The organism is Erwinia sp. 2186, from assembly GCF_057812255.1.
In genome coordinates, this window is sequence record NZ_CM173824.1 from 947,505 (window position 1) to 969,681 (window position 22,177).

At 56.4% G+C, this 22,177-nt stretch carries 20 protein-coding genes and 1 other RNA gene; 13 read left to right on the forward strand and 8 right to left on the reverse strand.

The window, feature by feature from the left end:
• Positions 1 to 70: 70 nt before the first annotated feature.
• The 3 genes from mscS to ACXKZG_RS04405 all read left to right on the forward strand — a co-directional run bounded on the left by mscS (position 71) and on the right by ACXKZG_RS04405 (position 2,662).
• A complete protein-coding gene (mscS, locus tag ACXKZG_RS04395) occupies positions 71 to 985 on the forward strand; it encodes a small-conductance mechanosensitive channel MscS (protein ID WP_134822678.1) in 915 nt (304 codons plus the stop codon).
• A 144-nt stretch (positions 986 to 1,129) separates the two neighbouring features.
• Positions 1,130 to 1,750 (forward strand): arginine exporter ArgO, encoded by a 621-nt coding sequence (gene argO / locus ACXKZG_RS04400; protein WP_013203669.1) that lies wholly within the window; start codon positions 1,130 to 1,132, stop codon positions 1,748 to 1,750.
• 186 nt (positions 1,751 to 1,936) lie between these two features.
• Positions 1,937 to 2,662, forward strand: coding sequence for an oxidative stress defense protein (locus ACXKZG_RS04405; RefSeq protein WP_013203668.1), 726 nt, complete (start codon positions 1,937 to 1,939; stop codon positions 2,660 to 2,662).
• A gap of 79 nt (positions 2,663 to 2,741) precedes the next feature.
• Here ACXKZG_RS04405 and ACXKZG_RS04410 read toward each other — a convergent pair whose 3' ends face one another.
• Positions 2,742 to 3,638: a LysR family transcriptional regulator ArgP gene (locus ACXKZG_RS04410; protein WP_013203667.1), complete on the reverse strand. Its 897-nt coding sequence runs from the start codon at positions 3,636 to 3,638 to the stop codon at positions 2,742 to 2,744.
• Between the two features lie 204 nt (positions 3,639 to 3,842).
• Here ACXKZG_RS04410 and rpiA point away from each other — a divergent pair, with 204 nt between their 5' ends.
• Positions 3,843 to 4,502 (forward strand): ribose-5-phosphate isomerase RpiA, encoded by a 660-nt coding sequence (gene rpiA / locus ACXKZG_RS04415; protein ID WP_013203666.1) that lies wholly within the window; start codon positions 3,843 to 3,845, stop codon positions 4,500 to 4,502.
• A gap of 303 nt (positions 4,503 to 4,805) precedes the next feature.
• A complete protein-coding gene (serA, locus tag ACXKZG_RS04420) occupies positions 4,806 to 6,041 on the forward strand; it encodes a phosphoglycerate dehydrogenase (RefSeq protein WP_013203664.1) in 1,236 nt (411 codons plus the stop codon).
• Between the two features lie 89 nt (positions 6,042 to 6,130).
• Here the strand turns inward: serA and ACXKZG_RS04425 are convergent, their stop codons facing one another.
• The 3 genes from ACXKZG_RS04425 to zapA form a co-directional block, all read right to left on the reverse strand.
• Positions 6,131 to 6,718, reverse strand: a complete 588-nt coding sequence (locus ACXKZG_RS04425) for a 5-formyltetrahydrofolate cyclo-ligase (protein ID WP_013203663.1) — start codon at positions 6,716 to 6,718, stop codon at positions 6,131 to 6,133.
• 97 nt (positions 6,719 to 6,815) lie between these two features.
• A non-coding RNA gene (gene ssrS / locus ACXKZG_RS04430) (6S RNA) lies at positions 6,816 to 6,999 on the reverse strand.
• A gap of 42 nt (positions 7,000 to 7,041) precedes the next feature.
• The gene (gene zapA / locus ACXKZG_RS04435) at positions 7,042 to 7,371 is read right to left on the reverse strand and encodes a cell division protein ZapA (RefSeq protein ID WP_013203662.1); all 330 of its coding nucleotides are present in this window, start codon (positions 7,369 to 7,371) and stop codon (positions 7,042 to 7,044) included.
• Positions 7,372 to 7,542: 171 nt separating this feature from the next.
• Between zapA and ACXKZG_RS04440 the strand changes: the two genes are divergently transcribed.
• The 8 genes from ACXKZG_RS04440 (at position 7,543) to ACXKZG_RS04475 (ending at position 17,612) form a co-directional block, all read left to right on the forward strand.
• Positions 7,543 to 8,121 carry a YecA/YgfB family protein gene (locus ACXKZG_RS04440; protein WP_013203661.1) on the forward strand — a complete coding sequence of 193 codons (579 nt, stop codon included), beginning with the start codon at positions 7,543 to 7,545 and terminating at the stop codon, positions 8,119 to 8,121.
• A gap of 25 nt (positions 8,122 to 8,146) precedes the next feature.
• A complete protein-coding gene (pepP, locus tag ACXKZG_RS04445; RefSeq protein WP_488875770.1) occupies positions 8,147 to 9,460 on the forward strand; it encodes a Xaa-Pro aminopeptidase in 1,314 nt (437 codons plus the stop codon).
• Positions 9,460 to 10,638, forward strand: coding sequence for a 2-octaprenyl-6-methoxyphenyl hydroxylase (gene ubiH, locus ACXKZG_RS04450; protein WP_488875771.1), 1,179 nt, complete (start codon positions 9,460 to 9,462; stop codon positions 10,636 to 10,638). Before pepP ends, ubiH begins: the two co-directional genes overlap by 1 nt.
• A gap of 13 nt (positions 10,639 to 10,651) precedes the next feature.
• Positions 10,652 to 11,854 carry an FAD-dependent 2-octaprenylphenol hydroxylase gene (gene ubiI / locus ACXKZG_RS04455; RefSeq protein WP_105760116.1) on the forward strand — a complete coding sequence of 401 codons (1,203 nt, stop codon included), beginning with the start codon at positions 10,652 to 10,654 and terminating at the stop codon, positions 11,852 to 11,854.
• 492 nt (positions 11,855 to 12,346) lie between these two features.
• On the forward strand, positions 12,347 to 13,441 hold the full coding sequence (gene gcvT / locus ACXKZG_RS04460; protein WP_346567083.1) for a glycine cleavage system aminomethyltransferase GcvT: 1,095 nt from the start codon (positions 12,347 to 12,349) through the stop codon (positions 13,439 to 13,441).
• A gap of 29 nt (positions 13,442 to 13,470) precedes the next feature.
• Positions 13,471 to 13,857, forward strand: a complete 387-nt coding sequence (gcvH, locus tag ACXKZG_RS04465) for a glycine cleavage system protein GcvH (RefSeq protein ID WP_013203656.1) — start codon at positions 13,471 to 13,473, stop codon at positions 13,855 to 13,857.
• A 71-nt stretch (positions 13,858 to 13,928) separates the two neighbouring features.
• Entirely contained in the window at positions 13,929 to 16,802 is a 2,874-nt protein-coding gene (gene gcvP / locus ACXKZG_RS04470; RefSeq protein ID WP_488875772.1) for an aminomethyl-transferring glycine dehydrogenase, read from the forward strand.
• A 66-nt stretch (positions 16,803 to 16,868) separates the two neighbouring features.
• Positions 16,869 to 17,612, forward strand: a complete 744-nt coding sequence (locus ACXKZG_RS04475; RefSeq protein ID WP_013203654.1) for an SDR family oxidoreductase — start codon at positions 16,869 to 16,871, stop codon at positions 17,610 to 17,612.
• Between the two features lie 47 nt (positions 17,613 to 17,659).
• Here ACXKZG_RS04475 and ACXKZG_RS04480 read toward each other — a convergent pair whose 3' ends face one another.
• From ACXKZG_RS04480 to ACXKZG_RS04495, 4 genes are all read right to left on the reverse strand, one after another.
• Positions 17,660 to 19,099, reverse strand: a complete 1,440-nt coding sequence (locus ACXKZG_RS04480) for a 6-phospho-beta-glucosidase (RefSeq protein WP_134822671.1) — start codon at positions 19,097 to 19,099, stop codon at positions 17,660 to 17,662.
• A gap of 56 nt (positions 19,100 to 19,155) precedes the next feature.
• Positions 19,156 to 20,664 carry a PTS transporter subunit EIIC gene (locus ACXKZG_RS04485; protein ID WP_488875773.1) on the reverse strand — a complete coding sequence of 503 codons (1,509 nt, stop codon included), beginning with the start codon at positions 20,662 to 20,664 and terminating at the stop codon, positions 19,156 to 19,158.
• 148 nt (positions 20,665 to 20,812) lie between these two features.
• Positions 20,813 to 21,541, reverse strand: coding sequence for a MurR/RpiR family transcriptional regulator (locus ACXKZG_RS04490; protein ID WP_013203651.1), 729 nt, complete (start codon positions 21,539 to 21,541; stop codon positions 20,813 to 20,815).
• A complete protein-coding gene (locus ACXKZG_RS04495; protein WP_013203650.1) occupies positions 21,541 to 22,149 on the reverse strand; it encodes an HD domain-containing protein in 609 nt (202 codons plus the stop codon). The genes ACXKZG_RS04490 and ACXKZG_RS04495 overlap by 1 nt, the downstream gene beginning before the upstream one ends.
• Positions 22,150 to 22,177: the final 28 nt, after the last annotated feature.

Here is a 22,177-nt window from a genome sequence, read left to right on the forward strand (position 1 = left end):
GTTTGGGATGTCAGTTTGTCTGGCAAAAAACTGCTTACTTCCCGCAGGGGAACAACAACAGGAAAACGAAATGGAAGATCTGAACGTGGTACATGGCATTAACAACGCAGGAGGTTGGCTGGTGCGCAACCAGGAGCTGCTGTTGAGTTATGTCGTGAATATCGTGGCGGCCATTGCGATTATCATCGTCGGGATGATTGTGGCGCGACTCATCTCCAACACCCTGAATAAAGTGCTGCTGGCGCGTCACATCGATGCCACGGTAGCCGACTTCCTTTCAGCGCTGGTGCGCTACGGGGTCATCGCCTTTACGCTGATCGCCGCCCTGGGCAGGGTAGGCGTGCAGACCGCCTCGGTGATCGCGGTGCTCGGTGCCGCCGGCCTGGCCATTGGTCTGGCGCTGCAGGGTTCGCTGGCTAACCTGGCGGCCGGCGTGCTGCTGGTTACCTTCCGTCCGTTCCGTACCGGTGAATTCATTGATATCGGTGTAATGGGGACGGTGCAGAGCGTGCAGATCTTCTCTACCACCCTGAAAACCGCCGACGGCAAAATTGTCGTGGTGCCAAACGGTAAAATCATCGCCGGGAATATCGTTAACTTCTCGCGGGAGCCGGTGCGCCGTAATGAGTTCATTATCGGTGTGGCCTATGATGCCGACGTTGATCAGGTGATTAAGCTGCTGCAGGAAGTGGTTGATGCCGAGCCTCGCGTGCTGCGCGATATGGGCATCCAGATTGGCCTGAATGAACTGGCCGCCTCTTCAGTGAACTTCGTGGTGCGCTGCTGGAGTAATGCCGGTGACCTGCAGAACGTCTACTGGGATCTGATGAAGAACTTCAAGCGCACGCTGGACGCGCATCAGATTGGTATTCCTTATCCGCAGATGGACGTTCACCTGCATCAGGTGAAGTCCGCTGAAGATCAGCAGGCTGAAGCCAAAACCGCGACGCCAGAGGTGGCGCCGTCGTTACCTAAACCAGAGTAATCAGTAAGTTAAAGGCGAGCCACGGTTCGCCTTTCTTGCCTTAACGTTATTAGTAAAACTGATATAACATTAGTTTATTCCATTTCCTCTAATGAACCTTCCGCTATACACTCGCCTGCAATTATTCAGGACGAGGTGTTTCCCGTGTTTTCAATCTTCTTTCAGGGCATGGCTCTGGGTGCTGCGTTAATCCTGCCGTTAGGGCCACAAAATGCGCTGGTGTTAAATCAGGGCGTGCGTCGTCAATATCATCTGATGACCGCCGGACTCTGTACCCTGAGCGACATCGTCCTGATTTGCGCCGGAGTGTTTGGCGGCAGTGCCTTGCTGACCCAATCGCCACTGCTGCTCAATCTGGTGACCTGGGGCGGCGTGCTTTTCCTGCTGTGGTACGGCTGGGGAGCATTGCGTACCGCGTTCAGCGGCAACATTGACCTCTCTTCCTCCGCCGCGATGAAGCAGGGACGCTGGCGGATTGTCGCCACCATGATGGCCGTGACTTGGCTGAATCCGCATGTCTATATCGATACCTTTGTGGTGCTCGGCAGTCTGGGCGGACAGCTACCGGCGGAAGCCCGCAGCTGGTTTGCGTTGGGCTCGGTCACCGCATCAATCCTGTGGTTCTTTGGCCTGGCGTCACTCGCCGCCTGGCTGTCACCGGTGCTGAATACGGCGAAAGCCCAACGCATCATCAATGCGCTGGTTGGGGTAATGATGTGGGGCATTGCGTTAAAGCTGGCGCTGCAGGCAACAGGTTTCCAGTAATTGTCTGATGGGGATGATTTCAGTCACAAGGAACTCACTCCAGGAATAAAGGTCATAGCCTGATACCCGAAAACGCAATAACATATGCCAGCTTGTTGCGTTTTGACGGAACATTTCTCTGGCGGTGAGGCAATTTTCCCCGTCAGTAAACCTTGATGTGACTGAAATACCCCACGGAGGAACCCAGTGAAGCTTACTAAATTGGCCCTGGCCGCAATGATTGGATTTGGAACCGTACCGGCTCTGGCGCTGGCAGATGAGCTGCCGAATGGCCCACACGTTGTGACGTCTGGCCAGTCCAGTGTTGAAGCCACACCGGATATCGCTACGCTGGCTATTGAAGTCAGCATTTCGGCGAAAGATGCCGCGACAGCCAAGGCTCAGGCCGATACGCGAGTCGCGCAGTACTTTGATTTCCTGCAAAAAAATGGCATTGAGAAGAAAGATATTGATGCCGCTAACCTGCGTACCCAGCCAGAATATGACTACACCAAAGAAGGCAAAGCGGTGCTGAAAGGCTACCGTGCGGTGCGTCAGGTGCAGGTGACTCTGCGTCAGTTAGATAAGCTGAACGAGCTGCTGGACGGTGCGCTGAAGTCTGGCCTGAACGAAATCCGCTCCGTTGAGCTGGGCGTGGCCCATCCGGATGAATACCGCAACAAGGCGCGTCAGGCGGCGATTCAGGACGCGACGCAGCAGGCAGGCGAGCTGGCGAAAGGCTTTAATACCAAGCTGGGCCCGGTTTACAGCATCCGTTATCACGTTGCTAACTACCAGCCAATGCCGGTCGCGCGCATGTATAAAATGGCCGATGCCGCACCGATGACCTCTGCGGCGGAAACCTATGAAAAGCAGAGCATTCACTTCGACGATCAGGTTGATGTGGTGTTTGAACTGCAGCGTAACCCGTAATCGCAAAAAGGGCGTTGTCGGTGACAACGCCCTGTGCAGGCTGCATTCAGGGCTCCCAACGGGAGCCTTTTTTTATGGCCTATTCCGGCTGACGCAGGACGCGATGGCCGTGAGCGATCAACGCATCGGTGACTTTGCGCATCAGGCGGCTTTCTGGCGCGAAGCGGTGCCAGTAAAGCATCCGGCGCTGGAACAGGCCCGGCGTTAAGTCAATCAGCTCGCCTTCTGCCAGCTCGCGCTCAATCTGCAGGTGCGGGATCATACAGCAGGTGGTGCCCTGACGCGCCAGCTGCACAAACGCTTCCGACGAGTTAACGATATGGCAGGGCACGCTGCCCGGCGACAGGTCAAAGTTCTGCTGTAAAAAGGCCTGATGCATATCATCCAGATGGTCGAAGGCCACCGCGGGTGCTTTCAGCAGGGCAGAGCGGGTCACGCCATTCGGGAAATAACGCGCGGCAAATTCCTTTGAGCCGACAAACAGATAATCCAGCGCGCCGAGCTGATCCACCAGGCAGCTTGGCAGAGGCTGTGGCTGAATACTCACTGCCCCAACCACTTCGCCACGACGCAGGCGTTCCTGCGTGCGGCTTTCATCTTCCACCTGCAGGTTCAGACGCACCGGAGAGTCGGTTAATACGGTTTTCAGCGCGGGCAGCAGCCAGGTTGCCAGACTGTCGGCGTTTATCGCCAGCGACAGCAGCAATGGCGTGGTGCCGCTGTTCTCATCGCCCAACCACTCCTCTTCCAGCAGTTCAACCTGGTGCAGTAACGCCAGCAGCTTTTGCCCTTGCTCGGTTGGGCGTGGCGGCACGGTACGCACCAGCAGCGGCTGGCCGAACATGTTCTCCAACTGCTTGATTCGTTGTGAGACTGCCGACTGGGTAATGCAAAGCTTTTGTGCTGCGCGTTCGAAGCCGCGCTCGCGAATCACTGCATCCAGCGCCTGAAGCGTGCGATAATCCGGGCGTTTCATAGTGGGTGATAACTCTCTTTCAGGTGTGGAAACTGCACTATGCCATATTTTTGTCACTTTGCCCTGGGCAAAGGCGACATTATCCCGCTTCAGGTTTGTGGCCTGGCTTCCAAAGTGCCAACAAAGCCCGCGTGAAGGCAGTCATTTCCATCGGGTTGTTTTATACTAGCGCCACACTGTAGCTGTACGGAATCTAAACTTACCATGACACAGGATGAACTGAAAAAGGCCGTAGGTTGGGCAGCGCTGGACTACGTTACCCCGGGCACCATTGTCGGTGTGGGAACGGGTTCCACTGCCGCTCACTTTATCGATGCATTGGGCTCGATCAAACACCAGATTGACGGTGCGGTCTCCAGCTCTGAGGCTTCAACAGAGAAGCTGAAAAGCCTGGGTATTCAGGTGTTCGACCTCAACGAGATTGACTCCCTGTCGGTCTACGTCGATGGCGCTGATGAGATCAACGGCATGATGCAGATGATCAAAGGCGGTGGCGCGGCGCTGACGCGGGAGAAAATCATCTCTGCGGTGGCGGATAAGTTTGTCTGTATCGCGGATGAGTCTAAACAGGTTGATGTGCTGGGCGGTTTCCCGCTGCCGGTGGAAGTGATCCCGATGGCCCGCAGTTTTGTGGCGCGTGAACTGGTGAAGCTGGGTGGCCTGCCGGAATACCGTCAGCATGTGCTGACCGATAACGGCAACATTATTCTCGACGTGCATAATCTGAAAATTCTGGACCCGATTGCGCTGGAGAAAGCGATTAATGCGCTGCCAGGCGTGGTCACGGTGGGGCTGTTTGCCGCACGCTGTGCCGACGTTGCGCTGATCGGTACCGCCAACGGCGTGAAGACCATAGTAAAATGATCTTACCGGCGCCGCACTGGCGTCGGTTATTTTCTGATAAAAAACATCTTTTCTGAACCCGATGAAATTTGGTGACTTATGTCACATAACTTTCATGCGCAGGCGTATCCTGCTAATCCTTTTCACCATTCCCCGATTATCTGCCAAATTGTGCTGCCTTGCCTGTTAGCCGTGCTGGCATCCAGGCAATCGTTTGTATTGCCGCAGCCGTAAATTTTGATATTTTGGCAGAAGGCTATCTTATACCCGGATGTAGATAGGGGTAAGCTGGCACTTCTGAAGTCGCAAAAATAGGGTCGGGAAATGGCAAAAGTATCACTGGAGAAAGACAAGATTAAGTTCCTGTTGGTGGAAGGCGTCCACCAGAGCGCGGTCGAGAATTTGCGCGCATCAGGGTACACCAACATCGAATTTCATAAAGGCGCGCTGGACAGCGACGCTCTGAAAGAGTCCATTCGCGACGCGCACTTTATCGGTATCCGCTCGCGCACCAACCTCACTGAAGACATTTTCGCTGCGGCGGAAAAACTGGTGGCGGTCGGCTGCTTCTGTATCGGAACCAACCAGGTTGATCTGACTGCTGCTGGCAGCCGTGGCATCCCGGTATTTAATGCACCTTTCTCCAATACCCGATCCGTTGCTGAGCTGGTCATCGGCGAGCTGCTGTTAATGCTGCGCGGCGTGCCTGCCGCGAACGCCAAAGCACACCGTGGCATCTGGAACAAACTGGCCGTGGGTTCTTTTGAAGCCCGTGGTAAGAAGCTGGGCATCATCGGCTACGGCCATATCGGCATGCAGCTGGGCGTGCTGGCGGAAAGCCTGGGTATGCACGTGTTCTTCTATGATATCGAGAGCAAGCTGCCGCTGGGTAACGCCACGCAGGTTCGCCATCTGTCTGATCTGCTGAATATGAGTGATGTGGTCAGCCTGCATGTGCCAGAGACGCTCTCTACGCAGAATATGATGGGCGCAGAAGAGCTGGCGATGATGAAGCCAGGCTCACTGCTGATTAACGCCTCACGTGGCACCGTGGTCGATATTCCGGCCCTGTGTAAAGTGCTGGCGGACAAGCATCTGGCGGGCGCGGCAATTGACGTGTTCCCGGAAGAGCCTGCGACCAACAGCGATCCGTTCCTGTCGCCGCTGTGCGAGTTTGATAACGTGATCCTGACGCCACACATCGGTGGCTCAACGCAGGAAGCGCAGGAAAATATCGGTATCGAAGTGGCGGGCAAGCTGGCTAAGTACTCGGATAACGGTTCAACGCTGTCTGCGGTTAACTTCCCGGAAGTCTCTCTGCCGATGCATGGCGACCAGAGCCGTTTGCTGCACATCCACGAGAACCGTCCCGGCGTGCTGACCGCAATCAACAACATCTTTGCAGACCAGGGCGTCAACATCGCCGCACAGTACCTGCAAACTACCCCACAGATGGGTTATGTGGTGATTGATGTCGATGCACCGCAGGATGTGGCGGACAAAGCGCTGCAGCTGATGAAAGCCATTCCGGGCACCATCCGTGCTCGTCTGCTGTACTGATTAAGCTGGCGGGTTAACGCCCGCTCCAGTAATCACCCTAAAAAAAGCCCCGGCAATTGCCCGGGGCTTTTTTTTATAGCGATTCAGCCTTACCACTGCCAGATTTTCGACGGCGTGATCATCGCTGGAAGCGGCACATCCCACTCCGCAACGGGCAGATCATCAACCCGCTGGCAATCATGCCCAAGACCGACGGGTAAAAATCCGTGCTGCTGCCAATTTTGCAGCGTGCGGTCGTAAAAACCACCGCCCATCCCCAGCCGTTGTCCCTGCTTATCAAAGGCCACTAACGGCACCAACAGCACATCCAGCTCGCTAAGCGTGGCCAGATTGCGGATATCCAACGGCGGCTCAGGAATACGCAGCCGGTTGGGTGTAAGCGTCGTGTGCTCGTCATAACGAATAAACAACAGCTGGCCTTCGGAGAACGGATGGAGCACCGGCAGGTACACCTGTTGCTTGTGCTGCCAGAGTTTGGCAATCAGCGGACGGGTATTCAGCTCACCGTCGAAAGAGAGAAACAGGGCGATTTTTTTGGCTTGTTGTATCGGAGCAAAATTAAGCGCGCGTTCGGCGGCTTGCACGGCGGCGAGCTGTTGCTGCTCGGGTGTCAGCGCCCGACGGAGGTGACGAACATGGGTGCGGATATCCTGGCGATCGAGAAGATTCAGGTTCATAGCTCACCGTGTAGTAAGACTGGACAGGGGTAAACACAGAAATCACACGCTGGGTGTTGGACAGGATCGTACCAGAAAGGAACTGCTGTAAAGAAGTGGAATCTCCGAGATGCCGCCGCAGGCTGTAACCCTTGAACCCTTGGTTCAAGGTGAGACTGCCGTCGTAACCATCAGGCTTCTCGGACGAACCGAGCTTGCACACAGGTTACAGAGCGTCAGACTCTGATGGTATTAAATATCGGCTCAGGGGACTGGCCCGCTTGCAAACATCTCAGAGAAATTTTGTACTTCACCGTCACTCTAACACAGATAACGATGAGGTGTTATTCGAACTTACTGCCGGTCCGGTCCGTAATGCGACCCTGTTCAAGCAACGCCTGTTCAATGGTCTGTTGCAGCATCCGGATGCGCTGCTCCATGTTACTGGCATAGTCGCGGGTTTTCAATTTCTCCGCAGCCAGCTCATGGCAAATATTGAGTGCAGCGATAAATACCAGCTGCTCTGTGTTAGTGACTCTAGTGCGAACTTTTAAATCTTGCAACCGTTGATTAAGGTCTTCGGCAGCCATATTCAGCGCATCTTGCTGTTCAGGCGGACAATTTACTCTTAACGAACGACCAAAAATTTGAATATCTACGGGTTGAGCAGACATGCCACCATCCTGACTGATTACTTCGCCGCCAATCTCCCTTACCGCTCAATGGGTTGGGAGGGGCGCAACTATAACTACGCCTTATAGAAGAAACAACCCCTTTTCTGGAATCGTTGAGGCACCTGGTGGTAGCATAACACGAACTTATCCAGCCAACGATGACCAAAACGTATGTCACTATCAAACACAATGCCGGGCTATGATGCGCTGGCTTCAGCACTGACGCAGCAGGGCGTAGGGATGACACCTGCCGAAATGCACGGTTTACTCAGCGGGATGATCTGTGGCGGCACGCAGGACAGCAGCTGGCAAACCCTGGTTCATGAGCTGACCAACGAAGGCATGGCGTTTTCCCAGTCGCTGGCTTTGCCGCTGCAACAGCTGCATGAAGCCATCGGGAATACGCTGGCGGAAGAGGGCTTCCTGTTCCAGCTCTATCTGCCAGAAGATGATGACATCACCGTGTTCGATCGCGCCGATGCGCTGGCGGGTTGGGTGAACCACTTCCTGCTGGGTCTGGGCGTTTCCCAGCCTAAACTGGACAAGGTGAAAGGCGAGACCGGCGAAGCGATCGACGATCTGCGCACCATCGCTCAGCTTGGCTATGATGAAGACGAAGATCAGGAAGAGCTTGAGCAGTCACTGGAAGAGGTGATCGAGTACGTTCGCGTTGCGGCGTTACTCTGCCACGATACCTTCACCCATGTGCTGCCAACCGCTGTGGAAGTACAAAAACCGACCCTGCACTAAGCGGGCGCACACTCAGGAGAAGTTGATGACCCAGCAAGAATTTTTACGTCGACGCGCTGCATTGCTCAGCAAAATGGCGCCGGCCAGCGCCGCGGTGATTTTCGCTGCGCCGGAAGCCACGCGCAGCAACGACAGTGAATATCCTTATCGCCAGAACAGCGATTTCTGGTACTTCACCGGCTTTAACGAACCCGAAGCCGTGCTGGTGCTCATCAAAAGCGACGAGAGCCACAATCACAGCGTGCTGTTTAATCGCGTGCGTGACCTGACCGCAGAAATCTGGTTTGGCCGCCGTCTGGGCCAGGATGCCGCACCCGAGAAGCTCTCTGTCGATCGCGCGCTGCCTTACGACCATATCGGCGAGCAGTTGCCGCTGCTGCTGAACGGGCTGGACGTGGTGTATCACGCGCAGGGACTTTACCCTGAGGCCGATTCGCTGGTCTTCGCGGCGCTGGACAAGCTGCGTCGCGGCTCGCGCCAGAACCTGACGGCGCCTGCTACGATCACCGACTGGCGTCCTGTGGTGCATGAAATGCGCCTGTTTAAATCTGCGGAAGAGCAGGCTGTGTTGCGCGAAGCGGGCCGCATCAGCGCGCTGGCACATACGCGCGCCATGCAGAAATGCCGCCCTGGCATGTACGAATACCAGCTTGAAGGTGAGATCCAGCACGAATTCAACCAGCATGGCGCACGCTTCCCGTCCTACAACACCATTGTGGGCGCCGGTGAAAACGGCTGCATCCTGCACTACACCGAAAATGAGTGCCAGATGCGCGATGGCGATCTGGTGCTGATCGATGCCGGGTGTGAACTGAAAGGCTATGCCGGCGATATCACGCGTACCTTCCCGGTCAACGGCAAGTTCACCAAACCTCAGCGCGCGATTTACGACATCGTGCTGGAATCATTAAACACCTCGCTGGAACTGTTCCGTCCCGGCACCAGCATCCGTGAAGTGAATGCGGTCGTGGTGCGCATCATGGTGACCGGGCTGGTGAAGCTGGGCGTGATGAAAGGCGATATCGATACGCTGATCGAAGAGCAGGCCCATCGCCAGTTCTTTATGCACGGACTGAGCCACTGGCTGGGGCTGGACGTGCATGACGTCGGCGTGTACGGCAACGATCGCGACCGCACGCTTGAGCCAGGCATGGTGATCACCATCGAGCCGGGTCTGTACATCGCGCCGGATGCGGATGTGCCTGCCGAATATCGCGGCATCGGCATTCGCATCGAGGACGACATCATTATCACCGCTGAAGGTAACGAAAACCTGACGGCGACGGTGGTGAAAGAGGCGGACGAGATCGAAGCGTTGATGGCGGCAGCGAAAGCCTGATGAGCATCGTAATTGCAGGCGGAGGAATGGCGGGAGCCACGCTGGCGCTGGCCATTTCTCATCTGACGCAGGGACAGGTGCCGGTTACGCTGGTGGAAGCCACCGAACCCGCCAGCCGATCCCATCCTGGCTTTGATGGCCGGGCGATTGCGCTGGCGGCGGGAACCTGTCAGCAGCTGGCGGCCATTAATCTTTGGCCGTACTTGAAGGATTGCGCCACCGCCATCACCCATGTTCACGTCAGCGATCGCGGCCATGCCAGTTTTGTCTCGCTGGATGCTGCCGACCATGGCATTTCTGCGTTGGGTCAGGTGGTTGAGCTGCACGATATCGGCCAGCGGCTGTTTACGCTGCTGAAGAAGGCGCCCGGCGTGCGCGTATGTTGCCCGGCAAAAGTTACCGGGCTGGTGCGCAATCAGCAAGACGTGCAGGTGACGCTCAGCAATGGCGAAACCTTGCCGGCTCAGCTGCTGGTGGCGGCCGACGGTTCGCGCTCCTCGGTGGCGGCGTCCTGCGGCGTGCAGTGGCAGTCGCAGGATTATCAACAGGTGGCGGTGATCGCCAACGTGGCAACTCAACAACCCCATCTGGGCCGGGCTTATGAGCGCTTCACCGAGCATGGCCCGTTAGCGTTATTGCCGATGTCTGCGGGCAGAAGTTCGCTGGTGTGGTGCCATCCGCTGGACGATAAAGCCCGAATCGATGGCTGGAGCGATCGGCAGTTTATTCACCAGCTTCAGCAGGCGTTTGGCTGGCGCTTAGGCCGCATTACCCAGGTCGGGCAGCGCCACAGCTATCCGCTGCAGCTGCAGGCTGCCTCTCAACATGTTTCACACCGGCTGGCGCTGGTCGGCAATGCCGCGCAAACGCTGCATCCGATCGCCGGTCAGGGATTTAATTTAGGGCTGCGTGACGTAATGTCGCTTGCCGAAACGGTAGCGGCAAGCTGGCGCGCTGGCGAAGATGTGGGAAGTTATGCCACGCTGCAGCGCTATCAGCGGCGCCGACAGCCGGATGCCGCGGCGACCATTGGCATTACCGACACGCTGGTCAGGTTGTTTGCTAACCGCTATACACCGCTGGTGGCAGGAAGGAGTCTTGGCCTGATGGCGATGGACTCGCTGCCGCTGGTGCGTAATTTGCTCGCCGAGCGCACGTTAGGCTGGGTTGAGCGCTAAGGAGAAAGCAGTAATGCAAACCTATGATGTTATCGTCGCAGGCGGCGGTATGGTTGGACTGGCGGTCGCCTGTGGCCTGCAGGGCAGCGGCATGAAAATCGCGGTACTGGAGCGTGAACCTGCCGCAGAACCGTCTGTGGCTGAGCAGCCTGCGCTGCGGGTGTCCGCCATCAACGCCGCCAGCGAACGTCTGCTGCAGCATCTTGATGTCTGGACCTCGATTCTGGCAGCACGCGCCAGCGCCTATCACGGTATGGAAGTCTGGGACCGCGACAGCTTTGGTCACATCGCTTTTGACGATGGTCAACAAGGGCTGGCGCACCTCGGCCACATTATCGAGAACCCGATTATTCATCAGGCGCTGTGGAAGAAAGCCAGCGAGCTGAGCGACATCACGCTGATTGCACCGGCAGAGCTCCAGCAGGTGGCCTTTGGCGACAACGAAGCCTTTGTCACCCTGAAAGATGGCAGCATGATGAGTGCCCGTCTGCTGGTGGCGGCCGATGGCGCCAACTCCTGGCTGCGCAACAAAGCGGATATTCCGCTGGCGTTCTGGGATTACGACCACCATGCGCTGGTGGCCAATATCCGCACCGGGCAGCCGCACGACGCGGTAGCCCGTCAGGTCTTCCACGGCGACGGCATTCTGGCGTTCCTGCCGCTGAGCGATCCGCATCTGTGCTCGATTGTCTGGTCGGTTTCGCCGCAGGAAGCGACACGTTTGCAGTCGATGCCGGAAGATCTCTTCAATCAGCAGCTGTCGGTGGCCTTCGATCTGCGACTGGGGCTGTGTAAGGTGGAAAGTGAGCGCAAAAGCTTCCCGCTGATGGGGCGTTATGCCCGCAACTTTGCCGCGCACCGTCTGGCATTGGTCGGCGATGCCGCGCATACCATTCATCCGCTGGCAGGTCAGGGCGTTAACCTCGGTTTTATGGATGCCGCCGAACTGATTGGTGAAGTGAAGCGCCTGCACCAGCAGGGCAAAGATATCGGACAGCACCTGTATCTGCGTCGCTACGAACGCAGCCGCAAGCACAGTGCGGCGATGATGCTGGCCGGAATGCAGGGCTTCCGTGAGCTGTTTAACGGCAATAACCCGGCGAAAAAGCTGCTGCGGGATATTGGTCTGAGCCTGGCCGATAATCTGCCTGGCGTGAAGCCACGTCTGCTGAAGCAGGCGATGGGGCTGAACGATCTTCCCGAGTGGTTGCGGTAACCTTGCGATGCCGTTCAGGGCGAAGTTCGCCTTGCCCTGAACGTTTTCCCTCCTCTGCTTTTCCCCTGTTGCTGCTAATCTTTAAACCAACTTATTTACCCACAGAAGCGCTTTTTCAGGTGAGTGCAACGGCTGCCCCATTTTGGCCCATCGTTTGAAAAATTCTAATTTTACTGCCCACTTCGCATTACTTTTAATAATGGATAAATTGATAACCTGAAGTTATTTTTTATCTGTTTCGCCTGAAACCCTTACTTTTAAACTGACTTTTTGCTGGTTGATTGCCGTTTATGTGCGGTTTGCCGCGGAAATCTGGTGAAAAATGCTGGAAACTCTGTTGCCGTTCCGCCCTGCACTGAAAAGATTCACCCCCGTTTAACTTATGGTTAATGGCCGCATTCGGTGGTAAGTTCAGAGCCAGGGTATCGTTTGCGTTCCGGTCGTCACAGGCTGTGACCAGGCGCATGACAACTTGTAAAGCACAGGAATGATATGACTCAGCAGACCCCCTTATTCGAACAGCATCAGGCTTGCGGTGCGCGCATGGTGGATTTCCATGGCTGGATGATGCCGCTGCATTATGGCTCCCAGATGGATGAGCACCACGCGGTCCGGACTGATGCCGGCATGTTTGACGTCTCCCACATGACCATTGTCGATCTCAAAGGTGCGCGCACCCGGGAATTCCTGCGCTATCTGCTTGCCAACGACGTTGCCAAACTCACGGTTCCGGGCAAAGCCCTTTATACCGGCATGCTTAACGCATCGGCTGGCGTAATTGACGATCTGATTGTTTACTTTATGACCGAGGACTTCTTCCGTCTGGTGGTTAACTCTGCCACCCGTGAGAAAGACCTGGCGTGGATTGGCGAGCACGCGACACCGTTCGGCGTTGAGCTGACGCTGCGTGACGACCTGTCGCTGATTGCCGTACAGGGTCCGCAGGCGCAGGAAAAGGCGCAGACGCTGTTTGACGAAGCGCAGCGCCAGGCCGTAGCCGGCATGAAGCCGTTCTTTGGCGTGCAGGCCGGTGAGCTGTTTATCGCCACCACCGGTTACACCGGCGAAGCAGGCTACGAGATTGCGCTGCCCAATGAGCAGGCGGCGGATTTCTGGCAGAAGCTGCTGGCGGCAGGCGTGAAGCCTGCGGGCCTGGGCGCACGCGATACGCTGCGTCTGGAAGCCGGCATGAATCTGTATGGTCAGGAGATGGACGAGGGCGTCTCTCCGCTGGCCGCCAATATGGGTTGGACCGTGGCGTGGCTGCCGGAAGAGCGCAATTTTATTGGCCGTGAAGCGCTGGAATCCCAGCGTGAAAAAGGCACCGAGCAGCTGGTCGGCCTGATCATGACTGAAAAAGGCGTGCTGCGTAATGAACTGCCGGTACGCTTTACCGACGGCGAAGGCAATCTGCGTGAAGGTGTGATCACCAGCGGATCTTTCTCCCCGACTTTAGGGTGCAGTATTGCCCTGGCACGCGTTCCTGCTGGCATTGGCGAGCAGGCTATCGTGCAGATCCGTAACCGGGAAATGCCGGTTAAGGTCACTAAACCGATTTTTGTACGCGCCGGTAAACCGGTCGTCTGATAACAATAACCTCTCAGGAGAGCCTGGCGATGAGCAATGTGCCAAATGAACTGAAATACCGTGACAGCCACGAATGGGTGCGCAAAGAAGCCGACGGAACTTACACCGTAGGCATCACCGAGCACGCGCAGGAGCTGCTGGGCGATATGGTGTTTGTTGACCTGCCGGATGTGGGTAACACCTACAGCCAGGGCGACGACTGCGCCGTGGCCGAGTCAGTGAAAGCAGCGTCGGATATTTACGCGCCCATCAGCGGCGAAATTATCGAGGTGAATAGCGCGCTGGACGGCGAACCGGAGCTGGTCAACAGCGCCCCGTACGCCGAAGGCTGGCTGTTCAAAATCAAAGCCAGCAATGAATCTGAACTGGATTCGCTGCTGGATGCCGATGCTTACAAAGGCAGCATCGACGAATAAATCATTGCCCTGCGGGACGAGCCCATTCGTCCCGCTTCTGCTTACCATGCCCGATTCAGGATTTACCGCTAATGACTCAGACTCTCAGCCAGCTTGAACACACCGGCGCGTTTATCGAGCGCCATATTGGTCCTTCGCAGGAGCAGCAAGCTGCGATGCTCAATGCCACCGGTGCCAGCTCACTCCATGACCTGATCGCGTCGATCGTGCCGGCAGATATTCAGCTGCCGAGCCCGCCCGCGGTGGGGGATGCCCTGACTGAACATCAGGCTCTTGCGGAGCTGAAGGCGATCGCCAGTCAGAATCTGCGTTACAAATCCTATATCGGCATGGGCTATACCCCGGTGCTGACGCCGCCGGTTATCCTGCGCAACATGCTGGAAAACCCAGGCTGGTACACCGCTTACACCCCTTATCAGCCGGAAGTGTCTCAGGGGCGTCTTGAAGCGCTGCTGAACTTCCAGCAGCTGACGCTGGACCTGACCGGTCTGGATATTGCTTCCGCCTCGTTGCTGGACGAAGCCACCGCCGCCGCTGAAGCGATGGCGATGGCCAAACGCGTCAGCAAGCTGAAAAATGCCAACCGCTTCTTTGTGGCTGACGATATTCACCCGCAAACCCTCGACGTGGTGCGCACCCGTGCGGCAACTTTCGGCTTTGAGGTACTGGTCGATAAAGCCGAAAAGGTGCTCGATCATCAGGACCTGTTCGGTGTGCTGTTGCAGCAGGTCGGCACCACCGGTGAAGCGCATGAGTACAGCGATCTGATTGCCGAGCTGAAAAACCGCAAGGTGATCGTCAGCGTCGCGGCGGACTTTATGACCCTGGTGCTTTTGCAGGCGCCGGGTAAAATCGGTGCGGATATCGTCTTTGGTTCCGCGCAACGCTTTGGCGTGCCAATGGGCTACGGCGGTCCACACGCGGCCTTCTTCGCCGCCCGTGATGAACACAAACGCTCCATGCCAGGCCGCATTATCGGCGTCTCGCGCGATGCCGCAGGCAATACCGCGCTTCGTATGGCGATGCAGACCCGCGAGCAGCATATCCGCCGCGAGAAGGCGAACTCCAACATCTGTACCTCGCAGGTCTTACTGGCCAACATCGCCAGCCTGTATGCGGTGTTCCACGGACCGGCAGGGCTGAAGCGCATTGCCTCCCGTATTCATCGTCTGACCGACATTCTTGCCGCCGGTTTGCAAAAAGGCGGCCTGACGCTGCGTCACCACAGCTGGTTCGATACGCTGACCGTGGAAGTCAGTGATAAAGCGGCCGTACTGGATCGTGCGTTAAGCTTCGGCGTGAATCTGCGTACCGATATTCTTAATGCCGTCGGCATTACGCTTGCTGAAAACACGCTGCGTGAAGATGTCGTCGCGCTGTTCTCGATTCTGCTGGGCGAAAATCACGGTCTGGATATTGATGCGCTGGATGCATCGGTCGCGGCAGAAAGCACGTCGGTGCCTGCTGCGCTGCTGCGTAAGGATCCGATCCTGACCCATCCGGTGTTTAACCGTCATCACAGCGAGACTGAGATGATGCGTTATATGCACAGCCTGGAGCGTAAAGATCTGGCGTTGAACCAGGCGATGATCCCGCTGGGATCCTGCACCATGAAGTTGAACGCGGCGGCCGAGATGATCCCCATCACCTGGCCTGAGTTCTCTGAGCTGCACCCATTCTGTCCGGCCGACCAGGCAACGGGTTACCTGCAGATGATTGGCCAGCTTTCCCAGTGGCTGGTGCAGTTAACCGGTTACGACGCACTGTGCATGCAGCCAAACTCGGGTGCGCAGGGTGAATATGCCGGACTGCTGGCTATCCGTCACTACCATGAAAGCCGTAACGAAGGCGGGCGTAATATCTGCCTGATCCCAAGCTCCGCGCACGGAACCAACCCGGCCTCTGCGCAGATGGCGGGCATGTCGGTGGTGGTGGTCGCCTGTGATAAACAAGGCAACATCGATCTGCACGATCTGCGGGTTAAGGCCGAGCAGACCGGCGATGCGCTCTCCTGCATCATGGTCACCTACCCGTCGACGCACGGCGTTTACGAAGAAACCATCCGTGAAGTCTGTCAGATTGTGCACCAGTTCGGCGGCCAGGTTTATCTGGACGGCGCAAACATGAATGCCCAGGTGGGGATCACCACGCCAGGCTATATTGGCGCGGACGTTTCCCACCTTAACCTGCATAAAACCTTCTGTATCCCACACGGCGGTGGCGGTCCGGGTATGGGACCTATCGGCGTGAAAGCGCACCTGGCACCGTTTGTGCCGGGTCACAGCGTGGTGCAGATTGATGGCGTGTTAACCCAGAACGGCGCGGTCTCTGCGGCTCCGTTCGGTAGCGCATCGATTCTGCCCATCAGCTGGATGTATATCCGCATGATGGGCGCAGAAGGGCTGAAGCAGGCCAGTTCTGTGGCTATCCTCAATGCCAACTACATCGCCACGCGTCTGCAGTCGGCCTATCCCATCCTCTACACCGGACGTGATGGCCGCGTCGCGCACGAATGTATTCTGGATATCCGTCCGCTGAAAGAGCAGACCGGGATCAGCGAGCTGGATATCGCCAAACGCCTGATCGACTACGGTTTCCACGCGCCGACTATGTCCTTCCCGGTGGCGGGAACCCTGATGGTTGAACCGACCGAATCAGAAAGCAAAATTGAGCTCGACCGCTTTATTGATGCGATGCTGGCGATCCGCATGGAAATCGACCGTGTTGCGGCAGGTGAATGGCCTGCCGACAATAACCCGCTGGTCAACGCGCCGCACACGCAGATGGAAATCGTCGGTGACTGGGATCATCCGTATACCCGTGAGCTGGCGGTGTTCCCGGCAGGCAGCGACAACAAATACTGGCCGACCGTGAAGCGTCTTGATGACGTCTACGGCGACCGTAATCTGTTCTGTTCCTGCGTGCCGATGAGCGAATACGAGTAGTTATCCGGCAAATTGGCTACAGTAGAAAGGGCACATGAGGTGCCCTTTTTTTATGGGAGTGAAGTGATGAAAACGGCTTTAGTGACCGGCGGTGGACGCGGCATCGGCAGAGAAACGTCGCTGTTGCTGGCGCAGCGGGGATATCAGGTTGCGGTGAATTATCATCAGAACGCGGCGGCGGCAGAAGAGGTGGTGACGTTAATCACACGGCAGGGCGGACAGGCATTCAGCGTGCAGGCGGATATTGCGCAAGAGCAGCAGGTGGAAGCGATGTTTGCGCTGATCGACCGCCAACCGGGCACGCTGACCGCGCTGGTCAACAATGCCGGCATTCTCTTTCAGCAGACCACGCTGGAGCAGCTGACCGCAGAGCGCATCAACCGGGTATTTGCCACCAACGTCACCGGCTGTTTTATCTGCTGTCGCGAAGCGGTAAAACGCATGGCGCTGAATCATGGCGGGCAGGGCGGTGCGATCGTCAACGTCTCGTCGGCAGCTTCCCGCTTGGGCGCGCCCGGCGAATACGTCGATTACGCGGCGTCGAAAGGGGCGATGGATACGCTGACTAAAGGTCTTTCGCTGGAAGTGGCGGCGCAAGGTATCCGGGTAAACTGCGTCCGGCCGGGCTTTATCTACACCGAGATGCATGCCGACGGCGGCGAACCCGGCCGTGTTGATCGGGTGGCGTCGGCGATCCCGATGAAGCGTGGCGGTCATCCTGAGGAGATCGCCCAGGCCATTTGCTGGCTGCTAAGCGATGAGGCCTCCTATATCACCGGCACCTTTATTGATGCCGCCGGTGGGCGCTAACTGAAGGCCGGGGTGAACCGCTAACGATCCACCCCGGCGATTTACCGTCAGAGCTTTTCACCCTGGCTGGCAATCACCTGCTGATACCAGCCGAAGCTCTTCTTCTTTGAACGTTTCAGGGTGCCGCTGCCGTCGTCGTTTTTATCAACATGGATAAAGCCGTAACGTTTGCTGTACTGGCCGGTAGTAAAGGACACGCAGTCAATGCAGCCCCACGGCGTATAGCCCATCAGCTCGACGCCATCGTAGAACACCGCCAGCTTCATCTGTTCGATATGCGCTTTAAGATAGGCAATGCGATAGTCATCGTTGATCTGCCCATCGGCTTGCGGCTTATCGATGGCACCAAAGCCGTTTTCAACAATAAACAGCGGCTTCTGGTAACGCTCGTACAGCGCGGCCAGCGAGTAGCGTAGCCCCACCGGATCAATCTGCCAGCCCCAGTCAGACGCCTTCACATGCGGATTCGGCACGCTGCCCTCAAAGCCTGAAACCGCGCTGCCGGTGCCTTCGGCGTTGGCCTGCACCGCGTTGCTCATGTAATAGCTCAGGCCGATATAATCTGCACAGCCTTCGCGCAGCACCTGTTCATCTTCATTCTCCATCTCAATATGATATCCCTTGCGGGCCCACTCGTTGAGGATGTAGGACGGGTAATAGCCGCGCATATGCACATCGCCAAACAGATAGCGTTCGCGCATCGCTTCCTGCGCCAGCATCACGTCATCGGGATGGCAGGAGAAGGGATAGAGCGGCACCATGGCAATCATGCAGCCTATCTGCAGCTCGGGATTAATCTTGTGACCGAGGCTGACCACTTTGGCGCTGGCGACAAACTGGTGATGCAGCACCTGGTACATGGCCTGCTCAGGCTGGGGATGGTCGGTAAATACCACGCCTGAACAGCAGTAACCAAACAGCGGATACTTCCAGTTGCGCTGGTTATTGATCTCGTTAAAGGTCATCCAGTACTTCACTTTATTTTTGTAGCGATCCAGCACCACCTCACTGAAACGCACAAAAAAATCCACCACTTTGCGATTCAGCCAGCCGCCGTACTCTTTCACCAGGTGATAAGGCATTTCAAAGTGGGAAAGGGTGATCACCGGTTCGATATTGTGCTTCAGCAGTTCATCAAACAGGTCGTCATAAAATTGCAGACCGGCCTCGTTGGGCTGCTGTTCGTCGCCGTTGGGGAAGATGCGCGTCCAGGCAATCGAGGTGCGGAAGCATTTGAACCCCATCTCGGCAAACAGGGCGATATCGTCTTTATAGTGCGAGTAAAACTCGACGGCCTGATGATTCGGGTAGCTGTAGCCGTCCAGCACGCCGTCGGTCATCACCCGATCGACGCCATGCGCACCGCCGGAGAGTACATCCGCAATGCTGACGCCTTTGCCGCCCTGATCCCAACCGCCTTCAACCTGATGCGCGGCAACCGCGCCTCCCCACAGAAAATCTGCTGGTAACTGCTGATGTTTGCTCATCAATCCCGTCCTTTTGGTAAATGTATGCTGTCGGGCGGCGAGCGCCGCCCGTTGAATCAGGCTTTGGCTGGCTTCAGCTGCGCGGGGTCAACCACCACCGGCTGCTCCTTGAACCCGGCAAACCAGGTAAATACCACGCCAAGCACAAAGGCGATGCTTATCGACATCATGAAGCCAATAAACTGGGGCATATGGCCCTCTTTAAAGAACACCGGCAGCACGGCGATGCCCGGCAGGCAATAGCTCCACGACACGGCGTTAAAGAAGCCCGCCACCGAGCCGCCAATCGCGCCGGCCAGACAGCCGCAAATCATTGGACGTTTCAGCCTGAGCGCCACGCCATACAAGGCCGGTTCGGTAATGCCGAACAGCGCGGTCAGTCCGGCAGAAAGCGAAACGCGCTTCATCTCCATATCGCGGGTTTTCAGCCAGACGCCAAAGGTGGCGCCCGCCATGGCGAACACGGCTGAAGCCTGCAGGCCGGTGAAGGTGTCATAGCCCAGCGTGGCGTAATTGCCGACCGTTACCGGGGTAATGCCCCAGTGCACGCCCAGCGTCACCAGCGGCATCCACACCGCGCCCACCACGAAGCCGGCAATCACCGGACTGAGGGAATACAGGGTGTTATAAACGCCACCAATGGCGCCGCCAATCGCATTGCCAATCGGGCCGAAGGCCAGCAGCGTCAACGGCACCATAATCGCGATGCAGAACATCGGCGTGAACAGGTTGCGGATCACCAGCGGCAGGATGCGTTCAAAGAAATGCTGGATATAGGACATGATCCACACCATCAGGATGATCGGGATCACCGAGGCGGTATAACTGAGGTACTTAACCGGGATGCCGAAGAAATCCAGCGGCGCGGCGTTAACCGGCACGCCCGCAACCTCCGCCAGGATCTTCACCATTTCCGGGTTACCGACAGCTTCTTTCATCAGCTGTTGCAGGGCCGGATCCGCCGAGTTAGCCAGCAGGATTTTATTGGCGGTCAGCATGTTCATATAGTCCGGGCTGACCAGCGCGCAGGCGGCAATTACCGCGGTGAAAGGATTGACGTTGAATTTCTTCGCGGCGGTAAAGGCCACCATCACCGGTAAAAAGGTGAAGCCCGTCCAGGAGACGAAGTTAAGAATGCGATAGGCGCCGCTGGCCTGATCCATCCAGCCAAGGGCGGTGACCAGCGATAAAATTCCCTGCAACACGCCGCAGGCGGCAAGCGGATAGAGGAAGGGCGCGAAGATGCTGGAGATGATATCCATCAGGCGGCTGACCAGCCCGACGTTGGGGGCAGAGACCGGCGCATTCTCATCAACGCTGACCAACTTCAACACTTCCTGATAGGCGTCGCCGACGTGATTGCCAATCACCACCTGAAGCTGACCGCCGGCTTCAATAACGGTAATGACCCCTTTAACCCGCTTTAATTGATCCTTATTAACCTTCGCGCCATCTTTTAATATAAAACGTAATCGGGTAGCGCAATGTGTGACATTGATCACATTGTCATTGCCGCCAATCAACGCGACAATTTCCACTGCAGACTGAGCATAATTCAACGCCATGTCTTACTCCTCGGTAGGGTACCTTTGCTCCTGACTGGAGTCATAGGTTTATTATTATTACCGCGAGTTTAACAAGGAACCGAATATTGTCACGATATAACAAATCACCGGCGATGTGATTTGTCACATGAAAAAAACAGGGCGTTTTTTATTTCAGTTTACTGGCCAGTCTGCGGCCAATAGTTTCCAGAATATAGATCACCGGCACCTGCGTGGTGACATCATACTCGCCGGAGACCAGCAGCTGTGGCATATGATAGGAGAGGTTAAAGTCTGCCATCTTCGCCAGCGACGAATTGTCATTATTAGTGATCGAGATCACCTGACACTGATGCAAACTAAACTGGCTGGCAAGACGTAATATTTCCGGCGTTTCGCCAGACACCGATAATATAATGGCGACGGCATCCTTATACATGTCGCTATTAACCGGATAGTAAGGGTCATCGATATAATTACTGAACTTGCCGACGTTGGAAAAGAAGCGGGCGCCATATTTCCCCAGGGTTCCTGAGGTGCCGGCACCGACAAAAATGATCCTTTCCGCACGGACCAGATGTTTTACCGCCTGATCAATTAAGCTTTCGAACTCTTCATTGTTAATGCTTTTAAAAAAGCTGACGATTTCACTGACGCCGGAATAACCCGGTTGCTGCTGTTCCTGCTCAAGATAGAGCTTAAAACGGATGCGAAATTCGGAATAGCCATCGCAATTCATTTTGCGGCAAAAGCGCAGCACCGTGGTGGTGGACACCTGTGCGGCATCAGACAGCTCGCGAATGGTCATATACATGACCTTATCGCGATTCTTAATGGCGAAATTATACACCTGCAGTTCCAGGCTATTGAGGGTGGCCAGGTTATGGTGGGTAAACATTACAGCAGCCAGCCTTGTTGCTGCGCGCGATGCAGATGCTGCTTCAGGTGTCCCCACAGCGTCGGCCACTGTTGGGCAATCACCGCATTGCGGCTGACCACCTGTTCCAGGCGAATGCCGTTTTCCTTCCAGCTTTGGCCCTGATTGTGCAGGTTCTGGATAATCGGCAGCGCACGGTCAAGCATATTGGCGAAGCGTGCATCAGCCGTCTCGCCCGCTTCATACTCGTCCCACAGCGCGCGGAACCGATCGCGCTGCGCTGGCGGTAACAGGGCGAAGATGCGATCGGCGGCGGCCACTTCCTGTGCGTGTATGGCTTCGCGGGCGGCCAGGTCATACACCAGCACATCACCGGCATCAATCTCCACCACATCATGCAGCAGCGCCATCTGCACCACGCGCTGCACGTCGACCGGAAAACCGCAATACGGCGCAAGGCTCATCGCCGCCACCGCCAGATGCCAGCTGTGTTCAGCCGAGTTTTCATGACGATCCGTGCCAATCACTCGGGTGCGCCTTTCAACGCTTTTCAACTTATCCAGTTCCATTAAAAATTGAAAAACGTCTGTCATTTCACCGAAATCTACTGCGGATACGCTCTCTGACATGGCTGGCCTCTTCACTTCCCTGATAAAA

What these genes read in the sequence shown, in the direction of transcription:
- ACXKZG_RS04485 (WP_488875773.1), bottom strand. Translation starts at nt 20,664, where the DNA reads ATGGCGTTGAATTATGCTCAGTCTGCAGTGGAAATTGTCGCGTTGATT.
- serA (WP_013203664.1), top strand. Translation starts at nt 4,806, where the DNA reads ATGGCAAAAGTATCACTGGAGAAAGACAAGATTAAGTTCCTGTTGGTG.
- ACXKZG_RS04410 (WP_013203667.1), bottom strand. Translation starts at nt 3,638, where the DNA reads ATGAAACGCCCGGATTATCGCACGCTTCAGGCGCTGGATGCAGTGATT.
- gcvH (WP_013203656.1), top strand. Translation starts at nt 13,471, where the DNA reads ATGAGCAATGTGCCAAATGAACTGAAATACCGTGACAGCCACGAATGG.
- ACXKZG_RS04480 (WP_134822671.1), bottom strand. Translation starts at nt 19,099, where the DNA reads ATGAGCAAACATCAGCAGTTACCAGCAGATTTTCTGTGGGGAGGCGCG.
- gcvT (WP_346567083.1), top strand. Translation starts at nt 12,347, where the DNA reads ATGACTCAGCAGACCCCCTTATTCGAACAGCATCAGGCTTGCGGTGCG.
- gcvP (WP_488875772.1), top strand. Translation starts at nt 13,929, where the DNA reads ATGACTCAGACTCTCAGCCAGCTTGAACACACCGGCGCGTTTATCGAG.
- pepP (WP_488875770.1), top strand. Translation starts at nt 8,147, where the DNA reads ATGACCCAGCAAGAATTTTTACGTCGACGCGCTGCATTGCTCAGCAAA.
- ACXKZG_RS04440 (WP_013203661.1), top strand. Translation starts at nt 7,543, where the DNA reads ATGTCACTATCAAACACAATGCCGGGCTATGATGCGCTGGCTTCAGCA.
- ACXKZG_RS04490 (WP_013203651.1), bottom strand. Translation starts at nt 21,541, where the DNA reads ATGTTTACCCACCATAACCTGGCCACCCTCAATAGCCTGGAACTGCAG.
- ACXKZG_RS04425 (WP_013203663.1), bottom strand. Translation starts at nt 6,718, where the DNA reads ATGAACCTGAATCTTCTCGATCGCCAGGATATCCGCACCCATGTTCGT.
- ACXKZG_RS04475 (WP_013203654.1), top strand. Translation starts at nt 16,869, where the DNA reads ATGAAAACGGCTTTAGTGACCGGCGGTGGACGCGGCATCGGCAGAGAA.
- ubiH (WP_488875771.1), top strand. Translation starts at nt 9,460, where the DNA reads ATGAGCATCGTAATTGCAGGCGGAGGAATGGCGGGAGCCACGCTGGCG.
- mscS (WP_134822678.1), top strand. Translation starts at nt 71, where the DNA reads ATGGAAGATCTGAACGTGGTACATGGCATTAACAACGCAGGAGGTTGG.
- zapA (WP_013203662.1), bottom strand. Translation starts at nt 7,371, where the DNA reads ATGTCTGCTCAACCCGTAGATATTCAAATTTTTGGTCGTTCGTTAAGA.
- rpiA (WP_013203666.1), top strand. Translation starts at nt 3,843, where the DNA reads ATGACACAGGATGAACTGAAAAAGGCCGTAGGTTGGGCAGCGCTGGAC.
- ACXKZG_RS04495 (WP_013203650.1), bottom strand. Translation starts at nt 22,149, where the DNA reads ATGTCAGAGAGCGTATCCGCAGTAGATTTCGGTGAAATGACAGACGTT.
- ubiI (WP_105760116.1), top strand. Translation starts at nt 10,652, where the DNA reads ATGCAAACCTATGATGTTATCGTCGCAGGCGGCGGTATGGTTGGACTG.